Raw genomic sequence first — 18649 nt, forward strand, 5'->3', positions numbered from 1 at the left:
GCGGCCGTGTTTCACGCCATTTGCCGCAGCGCCGCCTCATGCGCCCGATGCACCGCTCTGCCAGTCCACCGCCCCCTCTTCCGCCACTAAAATCACATCGCCCTCGGCGCGCTTGGTGCGCAGCTTGAGCTTGATGTCCTTGGCGGGAAAATCGTAGATGCTGGTGCCGTCCGGGTTATAGGTCATCGAACGCACCACGGTTTCGCCCTCAAGCTGCTTGACCGCCACCGAACTGACGCCGGTGCTGTCGCTGCGCTGCTGCACCAGCTCCGCCACCAGCGCGGCGCCGGCCTGCTGCTCCGTCTCGGCCGTCTTGACATCGAGCGACACCTTGGCGATCGCCTTCAACGCCGGCCCCACGGCCAGCGCCATCTTCTGGAACATCGGCACCTGCTCCTCGGTGAGAATCAATTCCTTCTTGCGCACCTTGGAGGCCAGCATGACGTACTTGCGCACCTCCGGCTCGTTGGTCATCGCTTCCATCTCGGCCTTGCGGCGCGCCGCCAGCTCGCCGAACTGCGCGACCCGCGCGGACATGGCCGCGATCACCTCGTCCAGGCGCGCCGTATCGGGCTGCAGCGCGAAGATGCTCATCTCGCTCTGGCGGCGCGGCCCGGCGCTGTTGATCGCGACCGTGCGCGCCGCGATGGCGCAGCCCTCGGCCTGGCTGATCACGACCTCGTCGGCCATGATCTCGCAGTTGACCGCATGCGTGATCGTCACGCGCGTGCCCGACACGATGCAGCTCTCGGCGCGGTTGATGATCACCTCGCCCAGGCTGGTCTGAATCACCGAGCCCGAGGCCACGCCCTTGACGCGGATGTCGCCGCGCGCATTGTGCGCGCTGCCGCCGACCAGGTTGCGGTTCAACAGGACCGCCCCGCCGCGCGAGATGATGCTGCCGAAGACGTCGGCGTGGATGGTGATGCCCTCGCCTTCGACCACGCGCTTTTCCTGCACCTCGCCGAATTCCTCGAAGTCGCCGGTCAGCTTGAGGTTACCCGTGGTGCGCGCGCTCACGCCATCGCGGCTGATGATCTTGTCGCCCACCGAAATCTTCCCGGTCGCGCTGTCCACGTTCAAAAAGCCGGCCTGCTGGGCGATCAGGAATTCGCCCTCGCCCGACACCTCGACCACGGTGCCCGGGCCGGCCATGGGCGCCACTTCCGTATCGCTGGGAATGGGCGGATCGATGCGCAGTCCGGACAGCTCGAAACCGGCCGTGCCGGACACGCGCGGCACCTTTTTGAGCAGCCGCACGCCCTTCTCGACTTGCGGAAAGCGGTTCTGGAACGCCATCAGATCGAGCTTGCCGTTGGCCAGTTGCAGCGGCGCGTCGCTGCGATGCAGGTCGCTGGTCACCTCGATCACATGGGCGTCGCGCCCGGGGCGCGGTTCGAGCAGGCTGGCCACCACCACGCGCTCGGACTTGCCCGCGTCGATGGCCTGGCGCACCGCGTCGACGTCGATGCCGAAGCGGATGCCCTTGCTCCACATGTCGGCGATGAATTCGTCGACATCGAGCCGGGCCAGGATCTCCGGCCCGTCCGGATCGTCGGGGTTGGTCACGTACACCGGCTCGAAAAAGTACTCGGCCTGGCCGCGGTTGATCTTGACCGCCTTGTAGAGCGGCCGGCGCAGCGGGCTGAACGGCTGGATATCGGAAGCGAGGCGGATGATCATGTGGCCGTCGGGCGAGCGCGGCAACGGTGGACCGGCGCCGTAAATGGCCTTGATCAGCAGCGGATAGTCGAGGTCGACCAGGTAGCTGGTGGCGAAAATGCGGTCGATGGCGGCGCCGAAAGTCGTGCCGAGCACGCTCGGGTCGCCGTACACGCCGTCGGGGCGCTTGATGATGCAGTGGTCCAGCTCAAGATGCGCATCCCCCGCTGCCGCGGGCGAACGCGGCGCACTGACGCCAGATGATTCAATCGACACGACGGCACTCCATTGCAGGCTTATATACCTGGCAAGTATATTTCGCTATTAGTAAGTTTTTCCTAGCGTAACAGGTTGTGCCGCCCAAATAAACATGCGGATGCGTAAAACTCAACAAATGTAACGTTTTGGGCGGGGAGGCGGACGGCGGGGAATGGTGCGAGGGGAAACGGGCGCCGTGGCGCGCCCGGGAAAGCGGTCAGCGGCGCGGCGCGTTCCTGTAGATGTCGACGCCGGCTTCGTTGATCTGGCGGCGCAGGTCGCGCCGCTCGTCGGGCGTCATCATGCGGCCGCCGCGGCGGGCCGCATCGGCATTGTTCTGGGCATTCTGTTCCTGCTGGGCCTGCAACTGGCGGCGCTGCTCATCGGCGCGCGCCTCGAACTGGCGCTGCGTATCCTGGCGCTGCTGTTGCTGGGCGCGCTGGGCATCGGCGATGCGCTGGGTGTCGCGCTCCTTGTCGCCAGGATTGGCCTGGGCCATGGACAAGCTGGCGCAAGCGAGCAGGCAGCACACGGCCACACGACCGACGAACGCACGCCCGCAACGCTGTGCGCTTGCGACTGCCTTGGTTTGTGTGTGCGCGTTATTCATAATGATTCCTCTTCCGCGGTGCCTGGTAAACATATAAGCTTGACTTGCTTGAACCCAGTGTATGACCATTTGCACCGAGGCATAAGCCGAATTGGGTAAAGTTTGTAACAGTATGTAATGACCTTCGCGCTGGGTGTTTTATCGGGCGATATGACGTTACCATAGCGACATGAATCTGACAAATCTGACAGCCAAATGAACACATCCTCGACCCCGATCTCAGGCAACAATACAACGCAGGCTAACGCCAATGGTCATGCCGCCAAAATTATGGTAGTCGATGACGACGTGCGCCTGCGCGATTTGCTGCGCCGCTATCTCACCGAACAAGGCTTTTCGGTGGTCACCGCCGAAAGCGCGCCGGCCATGAACAAGCTGTGGCTGCGCGAGCGCTACGACCTGCTGGTACTGGACCTGATGCTGCCCGGCGAAGACGGCCTGTCGATCTGCCGCCGCCTGCGCGGCGCCGGCGACCAGACCCCGATCATCATGCTCACCGCCAAAGGCGAAGACGTGGACCGCATCGTCGGCCTTGAAATGGGCGCGGACGATTATCTCCCCAAACCGTTCAATCCGCGCGAACTGGTGGCCCGTATCGGCGCCGTGTTGCGCCGCAAGGGTCCGGACGAGATCCCGGGCGCGCCGTCGGAAACGCCGCAGTCCTTCGAGTTCGGCCAGTTCGTGCTGGACCTGGGCACGCGCACGCTCAAGAAGAATGGCGACACGGTGCCGCTGACCACCGGCGAATTCTCGGTGCTCAAGGTGTTCGCACGCCATGCGCGCCAGCCGCTCTCGCGCGAAAAACTCATGGAACTGGCGCGCGGACGCGAATACGAAGTATTCGACCGCAGCCTGGACGTGCAGATTTCGCGTCTGCGCAAGCTGATCGAACCCGATCCCTCCTCGCCGCTGTACATCCAGACCGTGTGGGGCCTGGGCTATGTGTTCATTCCTGAAGGCCAGCCACGCTAGTGTTTTCGCGCGATTCGACCACGCCCCATGGCACGCGCCTGAGCTGGCTCAGGAGCGGCCTGTTCTGGCGCACCTTCCTGTTGCTCAGCATCCTGACCACGGTGTCCATGGCTTCCTGGATCGGGATGATCAGCGCGGTGCAGCGCGGCCCGCAGGTCGAGCAGACGGCCGACCTGGTCATTTCGGTGGTGACCATCACCAAGGCCGCCCTGACCCACTCGGCGCCCGAACTGCGGCGCGAGCTGCTGTTTGAACTGGTCAGCAACGAAGGCATCCGCATCTTTACGCTGGAAAGTTCGGACGCGGTCGATCCGCCGCCCGACAGCGCCTTGATGCCGGAAATCGAAGCCATCATCAAATCCAAGCTCGGCGCCGACACGCGCTTTTCCAGCCGCGTGAACGGCACCGCCGGCTTCTGGATCAGCTTCAAGATCGACGACGACAGCTACTGGCTGATGCTCGAACGCGAACGCCTCGAAGGTCTGACGGGCGTGCAGTGGCTCGGCTGGGCGACCGTGGTGGGCGCCCTGTCGGTGGTCGGCGCGGCGCTCATTTCGAGCCTGGTCAACCTGCCGCTGGCGCGCCTGACCGCGGCCGCGCGCGCCATCGCCCAGGGCAAGAAGCCGGACCGCCTGCCCGAAAAAGGCTCGAAAGAGATCATCGAGGCCAATCGCAGCTTCAACCAGATGGTGGAAGACTTGCAGCAGGTCGAATCGGACCGCGCCGTGATTTTGGCTGGCATTTCGCACGACCTGCGCACGCCGCTGGCGCGCATGCAGCTCGAACTGGAAATGGCCAAGCTCAGTAACGAGGCGCGCGAAGGCATGCAGTCCGATATCGGCCAGATGGACGCCATCATCGGCCAGTTCCTCGACTACGCCAAGCCGACCGAGGCGGCCACCTTCGTCGCGGTCGATATCAGCGACCTGCTGCAGGACACGGCGCGCGAAGCGGAACGCATGCTCGACATCCATGTGAGCACCCACATCGAAGAAGGCGTGCACGTGATGGGCAACGCGACCGACCTGCGGCGCGTCTTCAACAACCTGGTGGAAAACGCGCGCCGCTACGGCAAGACGCAAGGCAGCGACTTTACGGAACTCGATATCTCCTGCCGCATCAAGCCGCACGGCCTGGGCAAGCGCGTGGTGATCGAAGTGCAGGACCACGGCCAGGGCGTGCCGGACGACCATATCGAATTGCTGCTCAAGCCTTTCACGCGCATGGACAGCGCGCGCGGACAGGCCAACGGCGCCGGGCTGGGACTGGCGATCGTGGAACGGGTGGTGTTGCGCCACAACGCCGAACTGCAGGTCAGCAACCGCGAAGGCGGCGGCCTGCGCATCGCGCTGGTGATGCCCCTGGCTGGCTGACCAAAAATGCCGCGCGCGCCGGCTTGCGGCGGCGTGCAGGCGCTAGCGCTGTCAGGGCGATGGCACGACCGCGAAAAAGCGCCAGCTTCCGCTGCCACTGTCGCGATTCCAGCCAGTGCTGGTCGACACGCAACGTAAATTGCTGTTGCAGTTGTTATTGCGAATATCCAGATAGGTGTGACTGGCGCCATCGACGTAACGATTCATTAAATGAATATCCTGGCCCGTCAGGAACACATCCCCGGTGATAATCTCCCAGACGCTGCTATTAACGCTGGTATTTTTTGCCAGCGAAGTCGACACGCACATCCGGTTGCTTTGGCAGCCTTGGCCACGGGTATCGAGGTAACCGCCGGGAGTCCCGTCGATTGGCCCGCTAATATTTTTCACCGGATATTGATTTATCAAATAAACGAAATCGCCCGGGCTCACCTGGTCCCCCTTCGTTTTCATCGATCCATCCGCGGGAAGGATCATCCAGCTGCCACTACCCTGGTCCCGATTGTCCACGGTGGCGGTGGACACGCACAAGGTGTTCCCGTTGCAGCCGCTGGCGCGCACGTCAAGATAGCCTCCCGGCCCGAGGGTGTAGCCGTTTTGCAGGTGATAAATCTGTCCATACACCACGGGATCGGCGGCTGTTCCGGTGCCGGCCGCAGTCGTGCTCACCGCGCTTGTCTGGGCAAGAGCGGGCGCAATCGAACAACTCAGCAGCATCATGCCGATGAAGCGGACAAGACGGGCGGGAGCTGAGGAATTTGCCGATATACATCTATATTTATTCATGAACATGGTTTTCTCCAGATGAGCTAACTACATGAAAATGGATCTATCCGACGCGGTGAAGCTCACTGAGCTTACAGGAGATAACACCGCCATTCCATGTATTTACATCGCGAATGCTCTGCCGCGATCTTGTGTCGCAATGACGCGACGCATGCCTTCACGCGCTTCCCGATTCACGCCCGCACGATGTAGTTGCCGATGTCGAAGCGGCGTGTAGCCCAACGGTAAGTAAAGGTGAAGCCGGGCCAGATCGCGTAATTCCTGCCGTGGCTGTCGAGGTAGCAGTTCTTGCAGCCGCTGCTCCACACGCCGCCGCGCAGCTTGCGCTGCAATGTCGCGTTCCAGATGCGCTGCACCTCTTCCTTCACCTCGACCGACTGCAGCTTTTGCGCGCGGATGATCTTGATGGCACCGACCGCGTAGTTCACGGCCGATTCGATCATGTAGATCATCGAACTGTGGCCAAGGCCCGTATTCGGCCCGACGATCGTGAAGTAGTTGGGAAAACCGGCCACGGTGCAGCCCTTGTAGGCGTCCAGGCTGTCGGCGAACATGCGCTTGCCGCCACGTCCGCGCACCTCGACGGCATGCAGCACGCGCTCGACCTCGAAACCGGTCGCGAAGATGATCACGTCGGCCGCCCGTTCGGCGCCGTCCTCGCTGACGATGGCGCTTGCGCCCACCTGCTTGACGCCGCCGGTGATCAGCTTGACATTCGAGCGCGTGAGGGCCGGGTAGAAATCGTTCGCCATCAGCACCCGCTTGCAGCCGAACTTGTAGCCGGGCGTGAGCTGGCGCCGCAGCAGCGGATCGGCGATTTGACTGTGCAGGTGGCGCCGCGCCAGCCACTGGGGCAGCGCCAGCATGCGCGGCGTGTAAAGGTACAGCGGCGCGCGCGATTCGTACAGCAGGTAGTTCAGCGCGCGGTAGGCCAGCCGCAGCGGCGCCACGCGCGCCAGCAGGGAGCGCTCGCGCGGGCCGATCATGCGGTCCGGCCGCGGCATGATCCATTGCGGCGTGCGTTGATAGACATCGAGCTGCGCGGCCAGCGGCGCAATCTCCGGAATGAACTGGATCGCGCTGGCGCCGTTGCCGATGACGGCAACGCGCTTGCCGCGCAGGTCGACCGTATGGTCCCAGCGGCTCGAATGGAACGTGGGGCCGCTGAAGCCGTCCAGGCCGGGCAAGGCGGGAATGGCTGCCCGGCTCAGGGCTCCGGGGGCGCTGATGACGCTTCTGGCGGTCAGCGTGCCGGCGCTGGTGCGCACGGTCCAGTAGCCGCCCGCCTCGTCGAACTGCGCGCCTTCGTACGCGGTCGACAGGCGCAGGTGCGGCGCCAGGCCGAAGTCGCGCACCACCGAACGGGTGTAGTCGAGCAGTTCGCCCTGCCCCGCGAAACGGCGTGTCCAGTGCGGGTTGGGTGCGAACGAAAACGAGTACAGATGGCTGGGAATGTCGACCGCGCAGCCGGGGTAGGTGTTGGCCCACCAGGTGCCGCCGAACTGCTTGTCCTTTTCGAGGATGACGAAGTTGTCGATGCCGGCCTGCTTGAGCCGCACGCCGGCGCACAGGCCGCCGAAGCCGCTGCCGATGATGACGGCATCGAACTGCGGAACTGTCATCGATTCGGCACGCGCGTCTGCACCAGTTCGGCCCTGAAGCGCGGCTTGCCGTCGCGGTCGAGCGCGTAGCTCAGTTTCAGGCCGTCGGGCGAGACGCTCAGGGTCCAGACATTGGTGGCGGCGGCGGGAATCAGCTTGGCCGTGTAGGCGTCGGCATGGAACGATTGCGCAATGGCGCTGCCGTTGCTGCCGGCCGCGCCGCCGTACATCGTTTGCGCATCCGGCGTGCCGTCGGCGTGGCGGTGGTCGTGCTGCAGGGTGAGGCCGGACGGCGTACGGGTGACGATCCAGGTGCGCGACGTGTCCTCGCCCACGGCGAAGGGAATCCGGATCTCGCCGGCATTGCAAGCGCTGACGGTGGCGACCAGCTTCTTGCCGGCGAAGGCTTCTCCGCCATCGTTGGGCGCGACCGATGCGCCTTCGTAGACGGCGCCGCACAACTTGCCGAGGTTGGCGAAAAATGCGTCGCGCGCGCCGTTGGTGTCGGCCGCATTGCAGGGCAGCGCCAGCGCGCTGGCCAGGACGATGGCTGTGGTGCGCAGGATCATGGGCTTGTTCTCGTAGGGTGATGGTGGCGATGACGATAGGCGCGCACTACGCAAAAGTCAACATGTTGCACGCGAAACGCTATGCGCGAATCCGCACATACGTGCATTTATGCAAGAGGTATAACGTTAGAACACTATTCATAACCAGGAGAAGAAGATGATGAAGAAACTGTTGATTGCCGCCCTGATCGCCGGCTCGCTCGGCAGCGCTGCCATCCCCGCCAGCTCGGCGGTGATCATCGTGCGCGAAGCGCCCCCGCAACCGCGTTCCGAACGTACGCCGCCGCCACGCCGCGGCTATGTATGGGCGCCGGGACACTGGGACTGGCGCAACAATCATCACGTATGGGTGCGCGGTGCCTGGATTCGCGACCGCAAGGGTTACCACTACACCGCGCCGGCATGGCAGGAGCGCGATGGCCGCTGGGAAATGCAACGCGGTAACTGGGCACGCGGGCGACGCGATAACGACGGCGACGGCGTTCCGAACCGTCACGATCAACGGCCGAACAATCCGAATCGCCAGTAATCGATCGCTGGGGCCGGGCCCGGCACCAGGCGCCGGGTTCGAGGTCCCGCTCAAGCCGCGCGCTGCAGCTTGCATCTTCGCCCCGCCCGCGCGGGGCGAAAGCAAACGATGGCGCCAGGTTCAGCAAGGCGACGGCTGACCGCCGCATTGCTGAACAAGGTAGTCGCGCACCGCGCGCACGTCGGTAAACGGCATTTCGCCGATCACCTGGCGGATATGCCGCAATGCATCCCACAAGAATTCATACTGCCCCTCCCGCACCGGCACCAGGCTGTACACGCCCGTGGTGGTCGTGAAAAAGTGGCGCTCGTTAGGGACGGTGAACGCCGGCATCAGCGGTGCCCCTTCGTCATCCCAGAAACGCCACAGCAACGCCTCGACATCGACCGCGTCGCAGTAGGCGGACGCCGTCAGCGCGTCGGGGAAGACGAGCAGGGAGCACTCTTCGGTGTCGGCGGCAAAGATCATCATGTCCAATCGGGTGCGCAGGGTGATGTTTTTCTGGCATTACCCTTACCTCAACCGTAACACATAAAACAACATTTCGCGACTGTTTGACCGCAAATGCACCGTTCCTGCGTCAGCCAGCGCCAATCGGGCAGGATCGCGCGTTTTCATCGCCATCCGCGCCGTCATGACGCGTACGCTTTTCGCGCGCCTTCCTCGCCGCAGGAGCCGATCGGGACAGCCTGGCAGGGGATCGGGAGGCGCCGCACGCGCTGGCGTACAGGCAATGGCATGCGTCTACGCCGCCAGCGCCTTGCGCACTTCGTCCGTATCGGCCGGCCGCACCACGCGCGCCACTTCCTGCCCATCTTTGACGACCACCACGGTGGGCCAGAGCTTGACCTTGAAGGAACGGCCAAGCTTGCGGCCGCTGCCATCTTCGACCTTGATATGGCGCGCGTCCGGAAACGCGGCCAGCGCCTGTTCGATCAGCGGCGCCGCAGCGCGGCAATGGCCGCACCAGTCGGTGCCAAAGTCCAGCACCACGACGCCCGGTGTGGCGTCGATGTCGCTGCGATCCGGCTGTGCCGGGGAATACGGTGTGCTCATGCGCGTGCTCCTGATGTCATCCGCATAAGCCTACCGCAAAAATCCGCGCGAGGCTGCACAACTCGAACGATTTGAATCGGAAACATTGCCAAAAACCAATTGAGGGCTTAGAATAAACCCTTTTATAAGTAGGGTTATCATGGCGATCGAACTGTTCAATAACGGCAAGCACATCTGCCTGATGTTCTCCGACCTGGTCGATGAAGGCGAGGGAGCGTCGGTGCAGTCGAACCAGTTCCTGATTGTTCAGGACGGCACCGGCATCCTGCTCGATCCGGGCGGGGTACTGACCTACAACGAGCTGTTCGTGGAAATGAGCAAGTACTTTCCGCCCAAACAGCTACGCTACGTGTTCGCCTCCCATGCCGATCCCGACATCATCGCCTCGCTGCCGCGCTGGCTGGCCGGCTCGGATACCAAACTGCTGATCTCGTCCATCTGGTCGCGCTTCGTGCCGCATTTTTGCGCGCAAGGCAAAACCGAAGGCCGCATCATCGCCATTCCTGACGAAGGCAGCCTGTTACCGCTGGGCGATACCGAATTCCAGATCCTGCCCGCCCACTTCCTGCACGCCGAAGGCAATTTCCAGTTCTTCGACCCGGTCAGCCGCATCTTGTTCTCGGGCGACATGGGGGCATCGATGTTGCCGGAGGGGCTGGCCATGGACCCGGTGCAGGATTTCGACAAGCACTTGCCCTACATGCGCGGCTTTCATTCGCGCTACATGGTGTCGAACAAAGTCTGCCGCTACTGGGTCGAGATGGTGCGCAAGCTCGATCCGGAATGGATGGTGCCGCAGCACGGCGCGCCGTTCAAGGGCCGCGCCATGATCGCGCGTTTCCTCGACTGGATCGACACCCTGCCCTGCGGCGTCGACCTGATGACCCAGGAGATGTATCAGGCACCGCGCAGCATCACCGTCACCCTCTGATTATTGCCGAATAAAAATTTATTTTCAATCAAGGGATTGCCCAAGTTATTATCGTACTGACATAGCCGCGGGAGCTGCCGCCGCTCCCCGGCCGTGCGATGTCGATGGTCAGCTGGTCCGTTGCGCGCCGCGCGCGGCGGCAGTCACTTTGGGAGTCACCTTGGTAATGCATCGTCAAAAATGGCTTGTCGCCGCGTGCAGTCTGCTGGTTTTCCAATCGTCGTTCGCCCAGCAAAAACCGTCCCAGCCTCTTCCGTCTCAATTTCCCCTGCTGCTGATCGGCGCCTCGTTTGCCGAAGGTAAAACGCCGTACCACGGCGCCGATGCGCCACTGGGCGGCATCGCCGTTGGCTTCGGCAATTACCTCAGCCTGGGCCAGGCGCTCACCCGCCACCGCAAGCTGCCAGGCTATGTGATCAACGAGGCACAGGCTGGCGCGGGCACTTTTGCCCATCCGTTCTGCGCACCCGGCGCCGCCACCTGCGGACCGGCCGGCTGGGACAGCTACCAGAGCCAGCTCGAACGCGCCCTGTCGCGCGTGGCCCTGCCGCCGACCTTTACTTCCTACACGGCCAGGTACGTGGTGGTGACTACCGCGAACGATTGCCTGCATGCGGACGCCGCCGGCATACCCCAGTCGGAATCGCAGCCATGCACGCCGAACGACATGAACGCAAGCGTCGATCGCCTTGTTGCGGTCGGCAAATTCGCGCTGTCGAAAGGCGTCACACCGATCTTCGATGTCGCTCCACAGTATGACCACCTCGATCTGCCGAAGTTCCAGTCGGCGTTCGGGCTGGCGTGGGTGATCGGCGAGCAGGATTACAACCAGCTGCGCACGCTCGGCACAACGCGCCTCAAGGCTGAGCTGCCGGGCGCCATCGTGCTCGATATCTGGAAGGATTACACGCATATCGGCGATGGCATTCATCCGGACTACGAGACGGCCGAAAAGGCGGCGGACGTGATCGCCAAACACTTGCGCAAGCTCGACCGCTAGCAGTTAGCGGGCCGGCTCAGCGCGTCAGTACCGTCGCGCCCAGCCGGTCCGCCAGAAAATCCACCAGCGCCGCCACCCGCGGCGCCAGCGCACCCTGCTTGTAGAACACTGCCCACACCGGCTGCGACCACGGCAGGGTCAGCGGTTCGAGTACCGGCACCAGCCGGCCCGCCGCGACATCGGCACGGGTCAGAAAATCCGCCAGGCAAGCAATGCCAGTCCCCGCCAGCACCAGGTGGCGCAGCGTTTCGCCGCTCGATGCAGTCACGGCCGGCGTCACGCTGACGCCCTCCCCGCCCGCGTCCGCCAGCGGCCAGGTGTTGAGCGAGGCCGGCGCGGTAAAACCCAGCAGCCGGTGCGCGCCGAGTTCATGCACCGTGGCAGGCATTCCATGCCGGGCCAGGTACGATGGCGCGGCCAGCAGGCGCAGGGCGCTGCTGCCGAGGCGGCGCGCATTGAGGCTGGAATCGGCCAACTGGCCGATGCGGATGGCAACGTCGGCCCGCTCTTCGATCAGGTCGACCAGCGTTTCGCCGCTGGCCAGTTCAAGCCGGATCAGGGGATAGGCATCCAGAAAGGCCGGCACCAGCGGTGCAACCAGATGGTCGAGCGCGGGTGTGGCGGCGTTGACCCGCACCAGCCCGGACGGCTGGGAACGGCGCGCGGACACTTGTGCTTCGGTATCTTCCAGTTCGGCCAGGATCTTGCGGGCGCGGCCGAGCAGCCAGTCGCCCTCTTCGGTCAGGTCCTGGCGCCGCGTGGTGCGGTGCATCAGCGTCATGCCGAGCTGGGATTCGAGACGGGCAATGGCGCGGCTGATGCCGGATGGCGTTTGCCCGAGCCGTTCGGCGGCGGCGGAAAATGATCCGGTATCGATGACTGCGGCAAACGCACTCAGCGCTTCGACGTCGATCATTGCTGGCTCTCCCCTGTTTGGCTCATGTCAGAAGGGCATTGTACGGGAGAGCGGCGACAGGGGTTTCAGGGAGCCATCTCGGCCACGGCCGCATCCGTCAGGGTTTCAGGCAGGGCAATGCTGCGCAGCGCAAACGGCTCGGCCGCCTGCCCGCCTCGCTTGCCGAACAGGATGCTCTTGAAACGCCATGGTCGGCGCTGCAAGCGTACAGGCGACCGGCAGCATCGTCGGCAAGCAAGCCTTGCACCGACATCAACCCGCCCTCCCCGGCCGCAATGAACGGCTCGGCAACGCTGGCGCCCGGACGGACCTTCACGATGGTGGACTCGGTCGCGCTGCCGGTGAACAAGGTGCCATCCGTGGCGATGGCCGTCGTGGCTGCGCCGGCCTATCTGCAGACGCATCCGGCCCCCGCATCGCCCGAGGACCTGGCCGCGCACGCCTGCATCGAGCTGCGGCTGCTCAGTTCCGGACTACAGCGCGTAATCGTTCCCCATTGCCTTCGCACAGGCGGGATGAATGCATCCCAAACCCTTTCATTAGTGACTCCCAGTCAAAAGTCTAGTGTGCCGTGGGGCATTTTTCTTCCTTCTGTTTCCGAGCACACTGCATGGCATCGCAAACCGCCTCAACTGGAGAATCCATGCCACTCGCACTCTGGGCGCTGACACTCAGCGCTTTCGCCATCGGAACCACCGAATTCGTCATCGTCGGCCTGATCCCCAACATTGCCGCCAGCCTTGGCGTGTCCGTTCCCTCCGCCGGGCTGCTGGTGAGCCTGTACGCGCTGGGCGTGGCCATCGGCGCGCCTGTCCTGACCGCCCTCACCGGCCGCGTGCCGCGCAAGCAGTTGCTGCTCGGCTTGATGGCGCTGTTCACCATCGGTAACCTGGTCGCCTGGATGGCCCCCGGCTACTTCGCCCTGATGGCCGCGCGCGTGCTCACCGGCCTGGCGCACGGCGTATTCTTCTCGATCGGCTCCACCATCGCCACCAGCCTGGTGAGCAAGGAAAAAGCCGCCAGCGCCATCGCCCTGATGTTTGCCGGCCTGACCGTCGCGCTGGTTACCGGCGTTCCGCTGGGCACCTGGATCGGCCAAAGCTTCGGCTGGCAGTCGACCTTTCTGGCGGTAGCGCTGCTGGGCGTGATCGCATTTATCGGCAGCTACTTCCTGGTGCCATCCACCATCGCCATGAGCCCGCCAGCGAGCCTGATGACGCAACTGGCCGTGCTCAAAAAGCCGCGCCTGCTGCTGGTGTACGCCATGACCACCCTGGGCTACGGCGGCACCTTCATCGCGTTCACCTACCTTGCCCCGATCCTGCAGGAAGTGTCCGGCTTTTCGGCATCGAGCGTGAGCCTGGTGATGCTGGTCTACGGCGTATCGGTCGCATTCGGCAATATCTGGGGCGGCAAACTAGCCGACAAGAAAGGCCCGATCAAAGCCTTGCAGATTGTGTTTGCATTGCTGGCCGCCGTCTTGCTGCTGCTGACCTTTACCGCATCGAACATGTGGCTGGCGCTGGGCACGGTGCTGCTGTGGGGCGCGGTTGCCTTCGGCAATGTACCCGGGCTGCAGGTGTACGTGGTGCAACGTGCCGAACGCGACGCGCCGCAGGCCGTCGATGTGGCATCGGGCCTGAATATTGCCGCTTTTAACGTCGGCATCGCCCTGGGCGCCTGGGGCGGCGGGCTGATCGTGGCGCACGTCGGACTGATGGCCACGCCGTGGATCGGCGCCATCGTCGTGGTCGGCGCGCTGGGACTGACGACGCTGGCCGGCTGGCTCGACCGCCGCGACGGACTGGTGCATGTGGCTGGCGCAAGCCGCGCGGTCGCGGCGCACTGAGCGCGGGCGTGCGGCCAGAGCCTGCGGGCGTACAACCACCGGCTGCCCGCGCGCGACTACAGGCTGCCAGCCTGCGGCCACAGGCATCGGGCTGCGACAGAACCCGCCGCCTGTGCCGTGTCGCCCATCACCCGACCGGCGTACTCCCCCGCACTCAGCGGTCGAGTTCGGGGTAATGCCGAAAAATGCCGTCTTCGTTAAACGCAATCCTCCGCTTCGAGGCAAGGTAGGCGGCAATATTCGGCCGCTGTGCCACATGGTCGTGCAGCGCGACCAGCCCGGGATAGTCCGGTTCCAGCCGCTTCATTGCCTTGGGAAACGCATAGCGCAAGCCCTCCATCACCTGGAACATGGACAAATCCGCGTAGGACAGGCGCGAGCCCACCAAAAACCCGCCGCGGCGCTTGGGCTGCTGCAGCACACCCTCAAAGTAAGACAAGAACTTGGGGATCCGGTTCCCGATAAAGTCGGAGGCGCGGCGTTTGGCTTCCTTTTTCTGATCCTCGTAATACAGCGACACGCCGACAGGATGATGGGTGTCGTGCGCTTCGTTGACGAGATCGGCAATGGTCAGCTGCAACTGATGCACCCACAAGCGGCCCGCTTCGGCGCGCGGCGCGAGGCCATGGCGGGCGCCGAGGTACAGCAGGATGTTCGCGGTCTGGCCGATGGTCAGCGCGCCGGCGGTGAGAAAAGGCGGCGCGAACGAAGGCGTGGCCTGGGCCGCAAGGGCGGCGGCGACCTTGTCGGCGCCATTTTTCTGGCGTCCCACGTCGACATACGCGGCGCCGGCTTCCTCCAGCGCCAGGCGGATGAATTCGCCGCGTCCCTGGATCGTCGGCCAGTAATAAAGTTCGTACGTCATCGTGCCTCCCATGCATGGATCGGTCGAGGGATGATTATGGCCCATCCGCCGTTTTCGCCCGCCTCCCGCAAGAATCCCGTGCTTGAGCGATAATCTCCCACCACCCGTTTGCCCATACAAGGAACCACCGTGCTCAACTTCGACTTCTACAATCCGACGCAGATCCTGTTCGGCCAGGGCCAGATCGCCGCCATCGCCAAACAGATCCCCGCGTCCGCGCGCGTGCTGCTCGTCTACGGAGGCGGCAGCATCAAACAAAACGGCGTCTACGACGAAGTGCTGGCCGCCCTGGCCGGCTTCACCGTCACCGAATTCGCCGGCATCGAACCGAACCCCAGCTACGAAACGCTGATGCGCGCCATCGCCCAGGTCAAGGCCGAGAAAATCGACTTCCTGCTCGCCGTCGGCGGCGGATCGGTCATCGACGGCACCAAGTTCATCGCCGCCGGCGCCCTGCTCGAAGAGGACCCGTGGACGATCCTCGAAAAACGAGGTAACAATATCGTCGCCGCCATGCCCTTCGGCGCGGTGCTGACCCTGCCCGCGACCGGCTCCGAAATGAACAGCGGCGGCGTCGTTACGCGCAAATCGACGCACGAAAAGTTCTCGTTCATGAGCCGCAAGTGCTTCCCCAAGTTCGCGGTCCTCGACCCGAGCAAAACCTATTCGCTGCCCACGCGCCAGGTCGGCAACGGCGTGGTGGACGCCTTTGCGCACGTGATGGAGCAGTACATGACCTACCCGGTCGGTGCCAAGGTCCAGGACCGCTTTGCCGAAGGCCTGCTGCTCACGCTCATCGAAGAAGGCCCGCAGGCACTGGCCAATCCCGACGATTACGACGTACGCGCCAACGTCATGTGGTGCGCCACGCTCGCCTTGAATGGCCTGATCGGCGCCGGCGTGCCGCAGGACTGGGCAACTCACATGATCGGCCACGAGCTGACCGCCCTGCATAATCTCGACCATGCCCAGACGCTCGCCATCGTATTACCGAGCATGCTGCGCGTGCGCAAGGAGGGCAAGCGCGCCAAACTGCTGCAGTTCGCCGAACGCGTGTGGAATCTGTCCGGTGGCGATGAAGATACCCGCATCGAAGCGGCCATCACCCGCACCGAGGAATTCTTCGAGCAGATGGGCGTGAAAACGCGCCTGGGCGACTACGGCCTTGGCGCCAAGGACCTCGACGGCATCTTGAACGCCCTTGAAGCGCACCGCATGGTCAAACTCGGCGAACAGCGCGACGTCACGCCCGACGTGAGCCGCAAAGTGCTGGAAATGAGCCTGTAACACCGGCGTCAGGCACGCCGCACACGCTGGCACGGGCCCCCTCCGCCCGTGCCAGCTGTGATAAAATCGACATTCGCTAGGGGTCCTGGAATTCACTTTCCGGGTGAGAGATACCCTCCGTACCTGATCTGGATAATGCCAGCGAAGGAAAGCGCAAAGTAGTCCCCTCCTTTGTTTGCTCCCCCGTTGGCTCCGGCTTTTTCAAGCAACGCACCGCACGCCGGCGCGTAATACGAGCACACTATGTCATCGCCAAAATTCAAGCAGTCCGTCATCGCCCTGTCCATCGTGCAGGCGTTCGCCTTTTCCGTTCACGCGCAAACGACCTCGCAGTCGATGCCGGAAGTCGTCGTCACCGGCGCCAAGCAGATCGCCGCCGACCGCGCCAGCGTGGCCGGTTTCTCCGACACGCCGCTGCTGTACACGCCGGCGACGGTGATGTCGATCAGCCGCGAGCAGATGCAGGACTACAGCATCCGCAACAGCACCGACGCCATGAAGTTCGACGCCAGCGTCAGCGATTCGTACAACGCCGTCGGCTACGCCGAGCAGTTCTCGATCCGCGGCTTCGCGCTCAATAACGGCGCGAGCTACCGCAAGGATGGCATCGCCATCTCGGGCGACACCCAGATCCCGCTCGAAAACAAGGAGCGCATCGAGATCCTCAAGGGCTTGTCCGGCCTGCAGGCTGGCGTGACCGCGCCGGGCGGCATCGTCAACTACGCGCTCAAGCGCCCGACCGACACGCCACTGCGCTCGGTCACCGTGGAAGCGCGCGAGCGCGGTACCGTGTACGGCGCGGTGGACCTGGGCGGCCGCTTCAACGACAAGCGCTTCGGCTACCGCGTCAACGCCGCCGGCGAGCGCCTGCGCTCCTACGTCAAGGGTGCGGACGGCGAGCGCTCCTTCGTGTCGGGCGCGTTCGACTGGCAGATTTCGCCCCAGGCGCTGCTGCAGCTCGACATGGACTACCAGAAGAAATCGCAGATCACCGCGCCCGGCTACCAGCTCATTCGCGGCGTCGCGCTGCCGGCCAATATTTCGGCCAAGACCTTGCTCAATGAGCAGCCGTGGACCAAGCCGGTCGACACCCGCACCAGCAATATCGGCCTGCGCTTCGAGTATCTGATCAATGACGCCTGGCGCACCACCATTACCGCCAACAAGCATGAATTCAAGCGCGACGACTTCACTGCATTCCCTTACGGATGCAGTAACGAAGGCGAGGGTTTCTATCCGGGCTACTGCTCGAACGGCGACTACGACGTGTACGACTACCAGAGCGTGGGCGAACGCAAGTCGCCGCTCGGCGCGCAAGCCCTGTTGCAGGGTAAGTTCGCCACCGGCGCAATCGGCCACGAACTGACCATCGGCGCGACTTATCTTGAACGCAGCGACAAGGCCGGCGAATACGTGTACGACTACGTCGGCTTCAGCAATATCTACAACAACCTGATCGTGCCGCCGGTGGATGCGAGCCGCACGACCGGGCCGCTCACGGAGCGCCTGAACGACCATGAACGCGGCTTTGTGGTGCAGGACATCCTGTCGCTGAGCGCGCAGTTCAAGCTGCACACCGGCTTGCGCTATGCCGCCATCAAGCGCAATGCAAGCACCGACACCAGCTTCCTGCTGCCGAACGTCGCGCTGGTGTACAACCCGACGCCCGACTGGACGATCTACGGCTCGCTGGCGCACGGAATGGAACACGGCGGCGTGGCGCCCAAGCGCACCACCAATCAATTCGCGTCGCTCGAACCGAGCCGCTCGAAACAGGTGGAATTTGGCGTCAAGGCGATGGTCAACGAGGCGCTCAGCATGTCGGCGTCGGTGTTCAGCATCGAAAAAGGGCTGGAATACACCAACGCGGCCAATACGTTCGTGCGCAGCGGCGAACAAAAACACAGCGGGCTGGAACTGGCTGCCCAGGGCAAGGCCGGCAAGGATGTGAAGTACAGCGTCTCGCTGATGGCGCTGGACACGCAGCAGGAAGGTACCGGCACCGCGTCGCTGGACGGCAAGCGCGTGACCAACGTACCGAAGTTCAAGACGGCGACGGTGCTGGAATATGCAGTGCCGGCGATCGCAGGCTTGAAGGTGAACGGCATGTGGCAGTACACCGGCAAAAAGGCGTTCGACATCGAGAACAAGACGATGGTGCCGGGTTACAGCGTGTTCAATCTGGGCACCGCGTACGCGACGCGTATCGCCGGTATGTCGACGACGGTACGTGCGACGGTCGACAACGTGGCGGACAAGTTCTACTGGCGCGATGTGACGCAGGAACTGGGCGGATATCTGCTGCCGGGTGCCCCGCGTACGGTGCGGGTGTCGGCGCAGTTTGATTTTTAAGTAAGCCCAACAACCGTCGTTCCTGGCACTGCC

At 63.7% G+C, this 18649-nt stretch carries 18 protein-coding genes and 1 riboswitch; of the genes, 8 read left to right on the forward strand and 10 right to left on the reverse strand.

Annotated features, from left to right (window positions below; all coding sequences use genetic code 11):
• Nucleotides 1-36: 36 nt before the first annotated feature.
• Entirely contained in the window at nucleotides 37-1938 is a 1902-nt protein-coding gene (locus tag RBA41_RS12875) for a flagellar assembly protein A (protein ID WP_306624313.1), read from the reverse strand.
• Nucleotides 1939-2137: 199 nt separating this feature from the next.
• A complete protein-coding gene (locus RBA41_RS12880; protein WP_306624314.1) occupies nucleotides 2138-2530 on the reverse strand; it encodes a hypothetical protein in 393 nt (130 codons plus the stop codon).
• 270 nt (nucleotides 2531-2800) lie between these two features.
• Here RBA41_RS12880 and ompR point away from each other — a divergent pair, with 270 nt between their 5' ends.
• Entirely contained in the window at nucleotides 2801-3502 is a 702-nt protein-coding gene (gene ompR, locus RBA41_RS12885; protein WP_229413824.1) for an osmolarity response regulator transcription factor OmpR, read from the forward strand.
• Nucleotides 3502-4875 carry a sensor histidine kinase family protein gene (locus tag RBA41_RS12890; RefSeq protein ID WP_306624315.1) on the forward strand — a complete coding sequence of 458 codons (1374 nt, stop codon included), beginning with the start codon at nucleotides 3502-3504 and terminating at the stop codon, nucleotides 4873-4875. The genes ompR and RBA41_RS12890 overlap by 1 nt, the downstream gene beginning before the upstream one ends.
• Nucleotides 4876-4926: 51 nt before the next feature.
• Here RBA41_RS12890 and RBA41_RS12895 read toward each other — a convergent pair whose 3' ends face one another.
• The 3 genes from RBA41_RS12895 to RBA41_RS12905 form a co-directional block, all read right to left on the reverse strand.
• The gene (locus RBA41_RS12895) at nucleotides 4927-5667 is read right to left on the reverse strand and encodes a hypothetical protein (protein ID WP_306624317.1); all 741 of its coding nucleotides are present in this window, start codon (nucleotides 5665-5667) and stop codon (nucleotides 4927-4929) included.
• Nucleotides 5668-5834: 167 nt separating this feature from the next.
• On the reverse strand, nucleotides 5835-7283 hold the full coding sequence (locus RBA41_RS12900) for a flavin-containing monooxygenase (protein WP_306624319.1): 1449 nt from the start codon (nucleotides 7281-7283) through the stop codon (nucleotides 5835-5837).
• Entirely contained in the window at nucleotides 7280-7831 is a 552-nt protein-coding gene (locus RBA41_RS12905) for a hypothetical protein (protein ID WP_306624321.1), read from the reverse strand. The genes RBA41_RS12900 and RBA41_RS12905 overlap by 4 nt, the downstream gene beginning before the upstream one ends.
• Nucleotides 7832-7988: 157 nt before the next feature.
• Here RBA41_RS12905 and RBA41_RS12910 point away from each other — a divergent pair, with 157 nt between their 5' ends.
• Nucleotides 7989-8360 carry a YXWGXW repeat-containing protein gene (locus tag RBA41_RS12910; protein WP_374709547.1) on the forward strand — a complete coding sequence of 124 codons (372 nt, stop codon included), beginning with the start codon at nucleotides 7989-7991 and terminating at the stop codon, nucleotides 8358-8360.
• 120 nt (nucleotides 8361-8480) lie between these two features.
• On the opposite strand, the gene RBA41_RS12915 is transcribed toward RBA41_RS12910, so the two are convergent.
• Both RBA41_RS12915 and RBA41_RS12920 read right to left on the reverse strand, forming a co-directional pair.
• Nucleotides 8481-8831: a hypothetical protein gene (locus RBA41_RS12915; RefSeq protein ID WP_306624323.1), complete on the reverse strand. Its 351-nt coding sequence runs from the start codon at nucleotides 8829-8831 to the stop codon at nucleotides 8481-8483.
• Between the two features lie 273 nt (nucleotides 8832-9104).
• Nucleotides 9105-9416, reverse strand: coding sequence for a thioredoxin family protein (locus RBA41_RS12920; RefSeq protein WP_099876759.1), 312 nt, complete (start codon nucleotides 9414-9416; stop codon nucleotides 9105-9107).
• Between the two features lie 139 nt (nucleotides 9417-9555).
• Here RBA41_RS12920 and RBA41_RS12925 point away from each other — a divergent pair, with 139 nt between their 5' ends.
• Nucleotides 9556-10347 carry an oxygen-binding di-iron domain-containing protein gene (locus RBA41_RS12925; RefSeq protein WP_306624324.1) on the forward strand — a complete coding sequence of 264 codons (792 nt, stop codon included), beginning with the start codon at nucleotides 9556-9558 and terminating at the stop codon, nucleotides 10345-10347.
• A 166-nt stretch (nucleotides 10348-10513) separates the two neighbouring features.
• A complete protein-coding gene (locus RBA41_RS12930) occupies nucleotides 10514-11347 on the forward strand; it encodes an SGNH/GDSL hydrolase family protein (RefSeq protein WP_306624326.1) in 834 nt (277 codons plus the stop codon).
• 16 nt (nucleotides 11348-11363) lie between these two features.
• Here RBA41_RS12930 and RBA41_RS12935 read toward each other — a convergent pair whose 3' ends face one another.
• Entirely contained in the window at nucleotides 11364-12263 is a 900-nt protein-coding gene (locus RBA41_RS12935) for a LysR family transcriptional regulator (RefSeq protein ID WP_306624328.1), read from the reverse strand.
• 65 nt (nucleotides 12264-12328) lie between these two features.
• Complete coding sequence (locus tag RBA41_RS12940) at nucleotides 12329-12466, reverse strand: hypothetical protein (RefSeq protein ID WP_306624329.1); 138 nt, start codon at nucleotides 12464-12466, stop codon at nucleotides 12329-12331.
• 440 nt (nucleotides 12467-12906) lie between these two features.
• Between RBA41_RS12940 and RBA41_RS12945 the strand changes: the two genes are divergently transcribed.
• Nucleotides 12907-14112: an MFS transporter gene (locus tag RBA41_RS12945; protein ID WP_306624330.1), complete on the forward strand. Its 1206-nt coding sequence runs from the start codon at nucleotides 12907-12909 to the stop codon at nucleotides 14110-14112.
• 154 nt (nucleotides 14113-14266) lie between these two features.
• Here the strand turns inward: RBA41_RS12945 and RBA41_RS12950 are convergent, their stop codons facing one another.
• Nucleotides 14267-14977, reverse strand: a complete 711-nt coding sequence (locus RBA41_RS12950; protein ID WP_306624332.1) for a glutathione S-transferase — start codon at nucleotides 14975-14977, stop codon at nucleotides 14267-14269.
• 129 nt (nucleotides 14978-15106) lie between these two features.
• Here RBA41_RS12950 and RBA41_RS12955 point away from each other — a divergent pair, with 129 nt between their 5' ends.
• Together RBA41_RS12955 and RBA41_RS12960 are read left to right on the forward strand one after the other, a co-directional pair.
• Nucleotides 15107-16264 carry an iron-containing alcohol dehydrogenase gene (locus RBA41_RS12955; RefSeq protein WP_306624334.1) on the forward strand — a complete coding sequence of 386 codons (1158 nt, stop codon included), beginning with the start codon at nucleotides 15107-15109 and terminating at the stop codon, nucleotides 16262-16264.
• A 68-nt stretch (nucleotides 16265-16332) separates the two neighbouring features.
• Nucleotides 16333-16431, forward strand: a riboswitch (TPP riboswitch).
• Between the two features lie 76 nt (nucleotides 16432-16507).
• The gene (locus RBA41_RS12960) at nucleotides 16508-18616 is read left to right on the forward strand and encodes a TonB-dependent siderophore receptor (protein ID WP_306624337.1); all 2109 of its coding nucleotides are present in this window, start codon (nucleotides 16508-16510) and stop codon (nucleotides 18614-18616) included.
• Nucleotides 18617-18649 lie beyond the last annotated feature (33 nt).

This window comes from Massilia scottii (assembly GCF_030846495.1).
In the GTDB taxonomy this organism is placed as follows: Bacteria; Pseudomonadota; Gammaproteobacteria; order Burkholderiales; family Burkholderiaceae_D; genus Telluria_A; species Telluria_A violaceinigra.

Coding starts and splice junctions, on each gene's coding strand:
- RBA41_RS12900 (WP_306624319.1), bottom strand. CDS start 7,283: ATGACAGTTCCGCAGTTCGATGCCGTCATCATCGGCAGCGGCTTCGGC.
- RBA41_RS12895 (WP_306624317.1), bottom strand. CDS start 5,667: ATGTTCATGAATAAATATAGATGTATATCGGCAAATTCCTCAGCTCCC.
- RBA41_RS12905 (WP_306624321.1), bottom strand. CDS start 7,831: ATGATCCTGCGCACCACAGCCATCGTCCTGGCCAGCGCGCTGGCGCTG.
- RBA41_RS12960 (WP_306624337.1), top strand. CDS start 16,508: ATGTCATCGCCAAAATTCAAGCAGTCCGTCATCGCCCTGTCCATCGTG.
- RBA41_RS12920 (WP_099876759.1), bottom strand. CDS start 9,416: ATGAGCACACCGTATTCCCCGGCACAGCCGGATCGCAGCGACATCGAC.
- RBA41_RS12880 (WP_306624314.1), bottom strand. CDS start 2,530: ATGAATAACGCGCACACACAAACCAAGGCAGTCGCAAGCGCACAGCGT.
- RBA41_RS12930 (WP_306624326.1), top strand. CDS start 10,514: ATGCATCGTCAAAAATGGCTTGTCGCCGCGTGCAGTCTGCTGGTTTTC.
- RBA41_RS12935 (WP_306624328.1), bottom strand. CDS start 12,263: ATGATCGACGTCGAAGCGCTGAGTGCGTTTGCCGCAGTCATCGATACC.
- ompR (WP_229413824.1), top strand. CDS start 2,801: ATGGTAGTCGATGACGACGTGCGCCTGCGCGATTTGCTGCGCCGCTAT.
- RBA41_RS12950 (WP_306624332.1), bottom strand. CDS start 14,977: ATGACGTACGAACTTTATTACTGGCCGACGATCCAGGGACGCGGCGAA.
- RBA41_RS12915 (WP_306624323.1), bottom strand. CDS start 8,831: ATGATGATCTTTGCCGCCGACACCGAAGAGTGCTCCCTGCTCGTCTTC.
- RBA41_RS12945 (WP_306624330.1), top strand. CDS start 12,907: ATGCCACTCGCACTCTGGGCGCTGACACTCAGCGCTTTCGCCATCGGA.
- RBA41_RS12910 (WP_374709547.1), top strand. CDS start 7,989: ATGATGAAGAAACTGTTGATTGCCGCCCTGATCGCCGGCTCGCTCGGC.
- RBA41_RS12925 (WP_306624324.1), top strand. CDS start 9,556: ATGGCGATCGAACTGTTCAATAACGGCAAGCACATCTGCCTGATGTTC.